11 protein-coding genes and 1 pseudogene are annotated in these 11,818 nt (G+C 62.3%); 6 read left to right on the top strand and 6 right to left on the bottom strand.

Going from position 1 to position 11,818, the window contains the following annotated elements:
* The first annotated feature begins 227 nt into the window (after window positions 1–227).
* Together AC4D14_RS10025 and AC4D14_RS10020 are read left to right on the top strand one after the other, a co-directional pair.
* Entirely contained in the window at window positions 228–377 is a 150-nt protein-coding gene (locus AC4D14_RS10025) for a hypothetical protein (protein ID WP_490901913.1), read from the top strand.
* 269 nt (window positions 378–646) lie between these two features.
* On the top strand, window positions 647–1,222 hold the full coding sequence (locus AC4D14_RS10020; protein ID WP_490901911.1) for a DUF4230 domain-containing protein: 576 nt from the start codon (window positions 647–649) through the stop codon (window positions 1,220–1,222).
* 180 nt (window positions 1,223–1,402) lie between these two features.
* On the opposite strand, the gene AC4D14_RS10015 is transcribed toward AC4D14_RS10020, so the two are convergent.
* From AC4D14_RS10015 to AC4D14_RS10000, 4 genes and pseudogenes are all read right to left on the bottom strand, one after another.
* Entirely contained in the window at window positions 1,403–2,125 is a 723-nt protein-coding gene (locus AC4D14_RS10015; RefSeq protein WP_490901909.1) for an EcsC family protein, read from the bottom strand.
* Window positions 2,126–2,544: 419 nt separating this feature from the next.
* Window positions 2,545–3,411 carry a hypothetical protein gene (locus AC4D14_RS10010; protein WP_490901907.1) on the bottom strand — a complete coding sequence of 289 codons (867 nt, stop codon included), beginning with the start codon at window positions 3,409–3,411 and terminating at the stop codon, window positions 2,545–2,547.
* Window positions 3,412–3,551: 140 nt separating this feature from the next.
* Window positions 3,552–4,221 (bottom strand): annotated as a pseudogene (locus AC4D14_RS10005) (GntR family transcriptional regulator).
* Window positions 4,222–4,464: 243 nt separating this feature from the next.
* Window positions 4,465–5,058 (bottom strand): MetQ/NlpA family ABC transporter substrate-binding protein, encoded by a 594-nt coding sequence (locus AC4D14_RS10000; RefSeq protein WP_490901906.1) that lies wholly within the window; start codon window positions 5,056–5,058, stop codon window positions 4,465–4,467.
* A gap of 163 nt (window positions 5,059–5,221) precedes the next feature.
* On the opposite strand from AC4D14_RS10000, the gene AC4D14_RS09995 reads away from it, so the two are divergent.
* The gene (locus tag AC4D14_RS09995; protein ID WP_490901904.1) at window positions 5,222–6,031 is read left to right on the top strand and encodes an IclR family transcriptional regulator; all 810 of its coding nucleotides are present in this window, start codon (window positions 5,222–5,224) and stop codon (window positions 6,029–6,031) included.
* A gap of 3 nt (window positions 6,032–6,034) precedes the next feature.
* On the opposite strand, the gene AC4D14_RS09990 is transcribed toward AC4D14_RS09995, so the two are convergent.
* The gene (locus tag AC4D14_RS09990) at window positions 6,035–7,171 is read right to left on the bottom strand and encodes an aromatic ring-hydroxylating oxygenase subunit alpha (protein ID WP_490901902.1); all 1,137 of its coding nucleotides are present in this window, start codon (window positions 7,169–7,171) and stop codon (window positions 6,035–6,037) included.
* 37 nt (window positions 7,172–7,208) lie between these two features.
* Entirely contained in the window at window positions 7,209–8,396 is a 1,188-nt protein-coding gene (locus tag AC4D14_RS09985; RefSeq protein ID WP_490901900.1) for an NAD(P)/FAD-dependent oxidoreductase, read from the bottom strand.
* Window positions 8,397–8,616: 220 nt separating this feature from the next.
* On the opposite strand from AC4D14_RS09985, the gene AC4D14_RS09980 reads away from it, so the two are divergent.
* From AC4D14_RS09980 to purU, 3 genes are read left to right on the top strand one after another with little or no spacing between them, the layout of a single operon-like run.
* Window positions 8,617–8,967 carry a bifunctional 3-phenylpropionate/cinnamic acid dioxygenase ferredoxin subunit gene (locus AC4D14_RS09980; protein WP_490901898.1) on the top strand — a complete coding sequence of 117 codons (351 nt, stop codon included), beginning with the start codon at window positions 8,617–8,619 and terminating at the stop codon, window positions 8,965–8,967.
* Window positions 8,968–8,998: 31 nt separating this feature from the next.
* On the top strand, window positions 8,999–10,903 hold the full coding sequence (locus AC4D14_RS09975) for a BCCT family transporter (RefSeq protein WP_490901897.1): 1,905 nt from the start codon (window positions 8,999–9,001) through the stop codon (window positions 10,901–10,903).
* A complete protein-coding gene (purU, locus tag AC4D14_RS09970) occupies window positions 10,903–11,811 on the top strand; it encodes a formyltetrahydrofolate deformylase (RefSeq protein ID WP_490901895.1) in 909 nt (302 codons plus the stop codon). Before AC4D14_RS09975 ends, purU begins: the two co-directional genes overlap by 1 nt.
* Window positions 11,812–11,818: the final 7 nt, after the last annotated feature.

The following is an 11,818-nucleotide window of genomic DNA, read 5'->3' as shown; positions in this document are numbered from 1 at the left end:
GCTCCTGTGCTTCGAACTTCCCCAGCGGGCTCAGCCCATCTGGCGACAAGAGCTCCGAAGCCATTATGCACAGCTGTAACAAGATTCACTTCTATCCCACTGCTATGAGGAATCATAATCGTGTTGCCAAGGCCTCAGCCCCCGCTAGGGTGCGGTTTCCAACGTGGGATTCCTAGGAGCCCCAGCTGGGTATGGCTGTTGTCCCAAATCAGGACTGCTAGAGCGAAATGGATGCGGCCAGCACGGTCGACTTCACCGAAGCCCTCTCGCAGAGCCAGCAGGAAAACATTCTTCGTGCGGTGCGGTTGGAGGACGTCAGAAATGCCGATGAAGCCGTCGCAGCAGCCATGTTTATCGCCATGATGACTACGAAATGAAAACCAAAACCCATAGACGTGGGCCCGCACTACTCATTGGCCGATCCAAGTGTTCTGATCAGGCCGAAGTCAGCCGCCGCTGATAGCACGGCGGCTGGGATTGCGCCCGCCAGCCGAGTCGAGACCCGCGCTACACTGAGGCTGCAATCAGCCCACCTGGCACCCGCCGGACAGGCGAACCCGCAGGAACGGCCCCGGGCCTTTCAAGAGCTGGAAGGAGACCGGCGATCACCAAGCTTCTAAAGACCATCGCGTTTGTGGTGGTTGGCATGCCCATCCTGGTGCTGGCCGGGCTTGGTGCCGTAAACCTCTTTGGGGCCAGCCCGTTTCAGGTGAGCCAGATTGACCGGAGCCAGCCCGTACTGCTGAAGTCAGTACAGGAAATCAGCCAATACCACGCTGCGGTGGGCAACTTCGAGGTGATACTGGACAGCGAGAAGGACGTACCTTTTGCGCCCGACATCCTCGCTGGACGACGAACACTCTTCGTCGCGGCGGGCACGGTCAACTCTTACGTGGATCTGTCAGGGCTCGACGAGGAGGACCTGAAGCTGTCCGCGGACGGCAAGTCGGTGACCGTCCGGCTGCCAGAGCCGATACTCGACAAGCCCAACCTCAACTCTGACCGGACATACTTATACGATCAGAAACGCGGCATCTTCGACCGGATAGTCGACGCGTTTGAAACGCCCGAGCAGACGGAGTTCTACCAACTCGCAGAAGCGAAGATAACCACCGCCGCGGAGGAGTCGGAGCTTCGGAAGCAGGCAGCCCGAAACACCCGAACCATGCTGACCGGCATGTTTGGTTCGCTGGGAATCCACGTCATCTTCCGCGACAGCTGATATTTTTGAGAGCACTGGCGGGGGGGATTTCGGCGTGCTTGTTGTCAGCTACTCCCTGGTGGTCGTGTAAGAAGTGCGGCCAAGGCTAGTCTCGGCTTCAACGACACCATCATCATCGGCCCATTCCGGCGCTGGCTCCATTTCGCGCATCCACTGGGTTGGCTTTGAGAAGCGAACCACTCAATCGACGGGGAACATCGCTCTAGCGGTGCGACCAATTACACCGGTCATGGTCGCATCCACCCCTCCGCCGACTACTCCGCCGACGAGAGGTACGCCCTTCGCCAAAGTGATGAGCGAACGCTTCGAGCCGTACTTGGCCAGGAGCATGAAACCAGCCTTCTTGTTGATTTCGTGAATCAGCACAATCGGGAGCTTCTTGATCACCTGCATCGCCACCTTCTCGCCCGCCTTAATGCCGATGGTCTTCGCGATCTGCTGTGCGTTCGAACCCACGGCGATAAGCGTGACCACCGTACGGACATGTGGATCCTTGGGGTCATACCCACGCAGGTATGCGATGGCGGCGGTGAGACGTGCATTGATTACGAGTGCGCCCGCCATGTTCGCGGGAACGGTGATTGGCATTGCGATGAACCCACCGAGCCCAGTCACGAAACCGTTGACGCCAGCTGCTTCGACCGACTCAACGATCAGCCTCTTTATTGTCTTCTCGATATCCTCGCGCTCATCCGGCCTAGCTTTCCGCGTCGGGGCAGCGTTGGGCTCGTAGCGGGGTCCTTGGACGCGTTCCAGCCGATCCTCAGCCCATGCGATCGACCCTGCCAGTGGACCGGCGCCTGTGTCGATTACTCTGCCTACCAGCTTCTGGAGCTGCTCCGACGCCTTCTCCGCAGTCGTTATCGGTGTCTCCTCGGGTTCAAGCGCGGTGGGACTGGCCATTCCGGTTCCTCTCTAAAATTTTGCATGACACCCAACGGGCGGAACTGTGCCGCCGGACAGGGGACCGACATCAGTATGAGTATCAGTAGCACTCATACTGACAATCTCATCGCACTATAGCGGGCCCCATGCGTACACCTTCGAGGTGAGCAGCCTCGGCCGGCTGGGTATGAAGCAGATGCGGACTAAGACGTTTCGCTGACTCGAATAGGCTCCGCGAGAGTATGTTTACGGAGGTTTTTCGACACTGATACTTGGTCCGACCATCGTTATAGGTCTCCCTTTGAGCCGCATCATGTGGGACCGAACAACCTCGACGGGAATTTTGACCTCAGCAGTCACTCAGGGAAAACCTGACATCTGGTTCAGGACCTGGGACTCTCCGACCGAACAATCCAACTCCCGGCTACTCGGGAAGGTCAAGGCGCAGCAGTGAGGTACAGACTCTCGGTAATCTGGGAAACCTCTTCGTACAAACGCTCCACTGCAAAATTCTCGATAAATCTGTCGGTCAGAGTCGCAGTAGAGGGATGCGCCAGACTTCTCAACTCACGAGCGATCCACGCCTGTGCCTGAGCCTGGACCCGTCGGTCCTCCTCATTGTCGACCCTTAGATGCAAGTTATCGGTGAACCATCCTTCAAATTCACCATCGTGCGGTGCAGGCGGCATCTCATCTGGTATCAACGACAGGTAATTTGGATGCACCGAGCGGAGAACTAGTTTGACAACGGCGATTGCCGAGTCTGCATGGAATGCCATGCTCGCATGGCCGGGATCTACTGGTAGGTGCTTCGTGCTCTCGAGGGAATCTATTAAACGTTGTCCAGCGGCGTTGAGCCTATAGACAGAACCATGAACTGCAGCTTCAGAAGCCAGTCGCTGCTCCTCAAGGAACGTAATCCTATTCTCCAATTCGTTACGCCTCAGTTCCACCTCCACCTGAGAGGGTGTTAGTCCACCCGCTAGGACGTGAGCTTCCGACGACTCCAGAAGCGCACGCGGTACTTCCTTCCAAAACATATGTATATCGGCCCTGAACTGTGCAACTTGGTCGATAACGTTACCTAGGTTCGCGGCGATATAGTCCGCACGCCCTGCGATGTAGTCTTTCTCCGCGCGCTTCTGAGTTTCCGAGGCAATATTCGCGGTTTCTTTGGAGATCTCCACAGAATCACCCGCGAGATTTATGGATTTCAGCCCAAGGGCGGTAGCAATGACAATGCCAGCTACCGCTGATGCCGCCGTAACGGTGTCAGCAACCACACTAATTTCTGCAATATTCATGCTCGTCTTCCTTTATCTGATCCTGCTCCACCTTAGGCGGATGAGTTATCAGGAAACGAGCGACACTCCAATCCGAAGCTAACCCGATCTTTGAGTCGTGAGTTCGGCACTCGTGACGTTTGTCAGGTCTGACGTTTTTCTTAGATTGAAGGCTGGCCCGGGAATACTCTCTGAAGGCGGCCTATCCGGCAGAATCGCGTATGTCCAGTGTGTTGAAATGCTCCCGCGGCTACCTCGGCGGCCCGTTCCGCGTCGCTCCGAGCTTTCGATTGGAGCAGTTCCACGTGTTCTGCGATGCGTTCCACCACAGACGGAACCTTCCCAACTACCAAGCACCAGATCCGGGCGGCCGGATTGTCGCAGCGGATCAACACACAATTGAGGTAAGGATTCGCCGACGTCCGGGCGGTGAGGCAGTAGACCTTCATCTCATGCGCATCAGGTCGTGGGGGCTGACTTCCGCCGAGCCCCCCCCCCGGTTGCAGCATCCATCTCGCGCAGCTCGGCCCGCATCGCCGCCGTCGCCACCTCGGCTGCCCGCCGCGCGACGAGCGGTTTGCGCGTGGCGCGGATCTCGGACACGTCAACGAGCTCGGTGGTGATCACTACCGTGGCGAAGTTGCTTCTGCGCGGATAGGAGACAACGAGGTGGTCGAGCTCCAGCCCCTTCAACGCCTCCCGCATCGGCGTGCGGCCGATGCCCAGCTCAGCTGCAAGCTGCCCGTCCTTGATGGCTCCCCCCCGGGACGGGATCTCCAGCATGATCAGCTTGTCCCGCAGCTGGTGATATGCCAATTCGGCCAATGACATCTTCGTGCCGTCCGGCAGCCGACTCCCCCTGGAGCTGCGAAGGCTCCTCGTCGGTGGCGCAATTACGCGACAGTGACCACCGCCGGCCAATGTCTCATTGGCGAAGTGCGGCTGTGAAGCAAACGGAGAGTACCGCATCGATGCCGCTACTCCCCCTCAATCGGCAGCAGCAGCCCCTTCACCTCCGGATCGGTCGACAGAAACTCCTGCACGGCCGGATCCTGGAACGCCTGGGTCAGCTTCTTAATGTTCTCCGTCTCCAGGTACTCCGTGCCCACGGTCAGCTGCGAGGCGAAACTCATCCTGGGCGGGCGGCGCGAAGATCTGCTGCTCCAGCGGGATCTTCGCCGCCGTGTAGTACTCGGTGTACCCAACGGCCGCATCGAGGTCGGGCAGCGCCCTCGACTGCGCGGCGAAGTCGAGCAGCCGGAACTGAAGGTTCTTCGGGTTCTCGGCAATTTCCTTCTGCGTTGCCTCCCACTTGTTCACCCCTTCCTTCAGCGTGATCAGCCCTGCGCGCTCCAGCAGCCACAGCCCCTGGGCCTCGTTCGCCGGATCCGAATACAGCGACACGGTCCCGCCGCCGGGAATCTCCTCCACGGTCTTGTACTTATCCGACCAGATGCCAAAGCACCACCGGAACACCGGGCCCACCGCCGTCTCCCGGAAGTCAGGGTTCGCCTCAAGGACCTGCCCCAGCCACAGCTTGTGCTGGTAGATCGTCGCCGCGACCTCACCCTCGCTCACCGCCCGGTTGATCGTGTTGCTGTCGCTCAGCCCCTTGAACTCAATATCCATCCCGTACTTCGGCGCGACCTCCTCATCGATGAATTCCACCAGAGCCGGCTCTGCAAGGTCCGCGGAGACACCCGCTGGATCCAGTCCCCGGCACGTCCGCCGAGTCGTAGGTGACGCACCAGGTGGCGGCGCCGTTGTCGGTCGGTGCATAACCGCCGACGCCCCGAACCGGCCCCCACCCAATAAGTGAGAGCATGGGTTCATGGCTTCCGATATTTCCCCCGACCCGGATCTCGACATCGAAATCGCCCAAACCGGCGGCGTCCAGTCAGTCGACCGGGCCATGGCCATCCTTGAGATCCTGGCCCGCGACGGCAACGCCGGCGTCAGCGAAATCGCCGAAGAGATGCACATCCACAAGTCCACCGCATCACGCCTGCTCGGCTCCCTCGTCGCACGCGAAATGGTCCAGCAAAACAGCGAGCGCGGGAAATACCAGCTCGGGTTCGGCATCCTGCGCCTCGCCAGCTCCATCCCGGGCCGGCTCAGCCTCGTCAGGGAAGCCCGGCCGGTGCTCGAAGCACTGGCCGGCGAGTTCAAGGAAACCGTCAACCTCGCGGTGCTTCGCTCAAACTTCGCAGTCAACGTCGACCAGGCGATGGGGCCCTCAACCCTGGCCACCTACGACTGGATCGGCAGCCTCACTCCCCTGCACGCCACGTCGAGCGGGAAAGTGCTCCTCGCCTCCCTGACATCCGACGAGCGCGACCGGATCCTCAAGGAAACCGGCCTCCCCGCACGCACCCCGCTGACCATCACCAGCCGCAAGGAGCTCGAGACACAGCTCCTCGACGTCGCCCACAACGGCTACGCCACGGTCGTCGAGGAATTCGAGATTGGACTCTGCGCCATTGCTGTCGGCGTGCGAAACCATCTCGGCGTCGTCATCGGAGCCGTCAGTATCTCCGGGCCGGCCTTCCGCTTCGATCCCAACAACAAGCCCGGCCTGGTCGAATCACTCGCACAGGCCGGGCAGTTGATCAGTTCGAAGATGGGTTACACGGGACGCTGACTGCTACCGGGTCGGCACAATGTCGCCGACCTTGCTTTCAACCCAGTCGTGGAATTCACGGATGTGGTGTTCGCTGGGCACCAGCACCCCGCCCTTGGCGTAGACCTTCGAGTTCATCGCCGGCTGGCAGCGCTCACAGGCATCGAAGTCCTGCTGGTTCACCCGGTGGAACAGCTCGACCGAGGCGGTGAGGTCCTTCCCGGACTCGACCACGCTTGGCAGGTACAGCCAGTCACACTCCACGATGGTGTGGTCGGCCGCCATCGGGAACATGCGGTGGATGATCACGTGGTCCGGCACCAGGTTCACGAACACCGTGGGCTTGATCGTGATCGCGTAGTACCGACGGTCCTGGTCCTCCTCGATCCCCGGAATCCGGTCGAATCCCTCGGAGCCGTCGACGGTGAAGCCCTTGACATCCCCGCCGAACTCCGCCCCGTGGCCCACAAAGAACTGCGCCGCAAGCCCGTCGGCGAACTCCGGAAGCACCTCGGTCAGCTCCGGGTGGATCGTGGCGCAGTGGTAGCACTCCATGAAGTTCTCAATGATGAGTTTCCAGTTGGCCTTCACGTCATAGCGGATGCGCCGGCCCAGGCTCAGGTGCTCCACGTCGTAGCCCTCGATGGCCCGCAGGTCCCCGAGGCGCTCCTCGATCGCGCCCATCACCTCCTCCTCGAACGACGGCGGCTCGGCGGCAAGGCACACCCACACATACCCGAGGTACTCCCGCACGTGCACCTTGACCAGTCCGTACTCGTCCCGGTCGATGTCGGGCATCTTCGTCAGGTTAGGGGCCGCAATCAGCTTGCCCTCGAAGTCGTAGGTCCACGCGTGGTACGGGCACTGGAACGACCGCGCGGCCTGCCCGGATTCCTCCATGCACAGCTTCACTCCACGGTGGCGGCAGATGTTGTAGAAGGCGCGGATCCCGCCCTTGCGGGTCCGGGAGATCAGCACGCTCTCCCGTCCGATCTGCACCGTCTTGTACGCGCCGGGCTTATCAAGGTCCGCCGAACGCACGGCACAGAACCACATCTGCTCGAAGATCCGTTCCTGCTCGGCCCGGAACACTCCCTCGTCGACGTAGGTGTACCCCGGCAACGTCGGGAGCAGACTCGGTGTATTTACCTCAACAGACACAATTACTCCTCCCAGGAACAGGACTAGAAAGCAAAAATCAGGAAGACAGCACGGCCTCGGCCAGGACGTGGGTGGTGCTTAGGGAACGCCGCCACTTGGTGAATAGGCGTGGCTGGTTCATTCCGAGGACCGCCACCGGGCGGTCGCCGCAGTAATAAACGGCGAGGAAGCTGTGGACCGAAGGATCCCCCGCCTCGATCACCAGCCGGTCGGAGCCGGTACGGTCTCCCGCGAACTGCAGTTTGACCCCGTGCTGGTCGGACCAGAAATAGCCGGGCCGCAGCGGCAACTGGAGGGTGTCCTCATTCAACAGGGCGGCGACGGCGAGAGCCGGCCGCTCCAGCGCGCCGGTCCAGTGCTCCATCCGGCGGTGGTTTCCGCAGGAGTTGTCGAACCAGGCGGCGCAGTCCCCCACCGCTACGATCCCCGGGACATTGGTGCGGCCCATGCCGTCGCAGACGACGCCGTTCTGCACCAGGACGCCCGAATCCTTAAGCCACTCGGTGTTCGGCTCCGCACCGATTCCGACGACGACGACGTCGGCCGGAACATACCGCCCGTCCGCGAGCCGCATCCCGGTGACGTTGCCTTCACTGCAGTAGTAATCCTCGACTGCCGCGCCCGACAGGAGGTTCACGCCGTTGGCCCGGTGGAGGGCCGCGACATGTGCGCCCATCTCCTCGCCCAACTGAGCGGCGAAGGGCACGGGCTTGGTGTCGATGATCGTGACCTCCATCCCGAGGCAGGCCCCTGTCGCTGCGACTTCGGCGCCAACGAACCCGCCGCCGATGATGGTCAACCTGCTGCCGGCCACGAGCTCCGGGGCGAGGCTTTGCGCATCGGCCATCGTCCGCAGTGTGAAAACATTGTGAAGTCCGGCGAGGCAGGGAAGTGTCCGCGCCCGGGCTCCGGTCGCGATGACCACGCCGTCGGCTTCGATGGATCGCCCACCCTTGAGGTGGACGGTGCGCGTTGCGGCGTCAAGGGAGACGGCCGGCGCTCCGAGCACCCATTCGGCCTGCAGTTCGTCGAGGTCCGCCTCGAGGCCGAGCTCCTCGGCCGGGATTCTCCCGAGCAGGAAATCCTTTGAGAGCGGGGGCCGATCGTAGGGCCGGTGCAGCTCATCCCCTACGATGACCAGCTGCCCGGTGAAACCCTGGGCGCGTGCTGCCCGTGCTGCCGAAAGCCCTGCGAGGGAAGCTCCGACGATTACCAGAGTCTGCAAACCAGCTCCTTGCCATGTTGTGCGTAATGCGCAACGTACTTCGTCATACGGAACACTCTGCGGGAAGCGCGGAGACCGTGTCAAGAGGGGAAATTGCTCCGTCGCAGCCCTTGACATACCCCTGTGATATACCTCACGCTGTTGCTTATCGCGGTCTTCGTTGATTCATGTGGAACAACCGCCGACCGGGCCCGCTCCTCACCATAGAGAGGCCACCTTCATGCATAAGGCATGCCCCCTCACCGAACTAGCGCGGGGCGATGCCCTGCGTCTCGATACCTCGCCACCCATCGCCGTTTTCCATACGGAGGACGGCGAGCTTTTCGCGATCGACGACACCTGCACCCATCAGGATGCATCCCTCGCCGATGGGTGGGTTGAGGACTGCGAGGTCGAATGCCCATTACACGCATCAAAGTTTGACCTGCGGACGGGCAGGGTCGATGCCCCACCGGCCAAGCTTCCCGTGCGCGTCCATGAAGTAACAGTGGTCGACGGCGACATCATGGTCGCCGAGTCAAGCGATGCCCCCAACCTCCCGCCCGGACTGAGCATCAACGGCCAGACCTGAACGGCCCGAGCATCCATCCAAAGGAAGAGCCATGGCAACCAGCAACGAAATCCCTGTCGCAAGAGGCACGGAGAATGGCCTTCGGGGTGGATCCTTGCACCCTGCCGGCTACGAACCCCTCCCGCCCAGTGAAGACAATGAGCGGATTCTCGACGAACTGCAGCAGGACGTCGGGCGTTCAGAATCCGCGGCGGCCCGCCCCCCGCGCCCGCTGGGGCTCGACAGGGTAATCTTCGGAATCACCGGCGTACTGGCCCTTGCCTTTGTGTTGTGGGGCTTCCTCGGCACCGAAAGCATGTCGACCACCTCCCAGACGGCGCTGAACTGGGTCATGCAGAACACGGGCTGGCTCTTCATCGCCCTGGCATCCCTCTTTGTTGTGTACGTGCTCTGGCTCGCCCTGGGCCGCTTCGGGGACATTCCCCTCGGCAAGGACGGCGAAAAGCCTGAGTTCCGCACCATCTCCTGGATTGCCATGATGTTCGCTGCAGGCATGGGAATCGGCCTGATGTTCTACGGGGTGGCCGAGCCGCTCTATCACTACGTTTCTCCGCCGCCCGGGACGGTCGACGGGCAGACGCCCGCCGCCATCCAGACGGCCATGGCCACCTCGATCTTCCACTGGACGCTCCATCCCTGGGCGATGTACGCCGTCGTGGGCATCGCCATCGCCTACGGCACCTTCCGCCTCGGCCGCCGTCAGCTGATCTCCGCCGCCTTCACCTCGCTGTTTGGCCGCCGCACGGTCGAAGGCCCGGCAGGCAAGTTCATCGACATCCTCGCGATCTTCGCGACGCTCTTCGGCACCGCCGCATCGCTGGGCCTTGGTTCGCTCCAGATTGGAAGCGGCCTCGCCTCCAACGGCTGGGTCGGCGAGCTCGGCACCCCGGTGCTCGTGGCGATCATCGCGATACTTACCGTCTGCTTTGTTGCCTCTGCCGTCTCCGGCATCCGCCGCGGCATCCAATGGCTCGCCAACATCAACATGGTGCTGGCCGTCCTCCTCGCCCTGATCGTTTTCGTCGCCGGCCCCACCCTGTTCATCCTGAATCTGATCCCCGCAGCGATCGGTGACTACGCCCGTGACTTTGCCGAAATGGCTTCACGCACCGAGGCCGTCGGTGACGAGGCGCTGCGCGAGTGGATGTCCGGCTGGACCATCTTCTACTGGGCCTGGTGGGTCTCATGGACGCCCTTCGTGGGCATGTTCATCGCCCGGATCAGCCGCGGCCGCACCATCCGCCAGTTCGTCACCGGCGTCCTCCTCGTGCCGAGCATGGTCAGCGTCATCTGGTTCGGCATCTTCGGCGGAGCCGCATTCGGCGTCCAGCAGGCAGCCGATGCAACCGATGACCCGAACGACGGGCTCGTCACAATCGTCGACGGCGCACCCTCGATCGACTTCGACGGCGCCCTGTTCGACCTCCTGAGGAACCTGCCCCTCTCCGGCGGAATCGCCGCCGCAACAGCAATCCTGGCCATGGTGCTTGTAGCAATCTTCTTCGTCACCGGCGCCGATTCGGCCTCCCTGGTGATGTCCTCGCTCAGCTCCAACGGCACCGAACACCCGACCCGCGGACTCGTGATCTTCTGGGGCGTGCTCACCGGCGCAGTCGCGGCAGTGATGCTGATGGCAGGAGGCGACGAGCCGGCGGAGGCCCTCTCCGGGCTCCAACGGATCACGATCATCGCCGCCCTTCCGTTTGTCCTGGTGATGCTGCTGCTCTGCTTCGCCTTGACGCGCGATCTCCGCAGGGATCCGTTGTCGTTGCGGCGGCGCCTTGCCAGCTCCGTCGTCGAACGTGCCGTCCGCTCCGGTGTCAGCCAGCACCGCGGCGCGCAGTTCGACCTGGTCACCAAGCATCAATGCGATGAACGCTGTGCCACCGGTGAGCGGCGCTGTCCTGTCGCCGCCGAAACCTCAAAGGAGAATTAGTGACAACTGCTCTTGGAAGCCGCCCCTCCGGTGGCTCCGTGACAGACCCCCAGACCAGGACCGCCCAATTCGTGCTGACCCTCGCCTGTCCGGAGCGCCCCGGCATCGTCCGGGCAATAACCTGCTTCCTTGCCGACCGGGAATTCGACATCGTTGAACACCAGCAGTTCGATGACCATGTCAGCGGAAACCTTTACCTGCGCACGGCCTTCACCGGGGAGTCCCCCGAGGTCACAGCCGAGGGCCTCGCCGAGGAGTTTGCGGCGATCGCAGCCGACTTCGGAATGGACTTCACCATCCACGACGGCCGCCCGCAGCGGGTGCTGGTGATGGTCTCCCGGTTCGGCCACTGCCTCAATGACCTGATCTCCCGGTGGAAGGCAGGCAGCCTCGGCGGGGAGCTCGCCGTCGTCGTCTCGAACCATGAGGACCTGCGTTCCATGGCGGAGGCCGCCGGCCTGCCCTTCATCCACGTTCCGGTCACCGCCGACACCAAGCCGGCGGCCGAGCGCAGGCTGCTGGAACTGGTCGAGGAATACGACGCGGACCTTGTGGTCCTGGCCCGCTACATGCAGGTCCTCTCCGACGAGCTGTGCACCGCGCTGCGCGGGCGCGCCATCAACATCCACCACTCCTTCCTTCCCGGCTTCAAGGGCGCCAAGCCCTACCACCAGGCGTACGACCGGGGCGTGAAACTTGTGGGCGCCACCGCCCACTACGTGACCCCGGATCTCGACGAAGGGCCAATCATCGAGCAGGAAGTGTTCCGGGTCGACCACACCCAGGACGCCAACGCCCTAGTGACAGTGGGCCGCGACGCCGAATCGCAGGCGCTGGCCCGGGCAGTGCGCTGGCACTGCCAGCACCGGGTCCTGCTGAGCAACACCCGCACCGTCGTATTCCGCTGACGCCACC

It is taken from the genome of Arthrobacter sp. TJ-254 (assembly GCF_058269175.1).
This window is presented reverse-complemented; position numbering and strand designations above follow the sequence as displayed.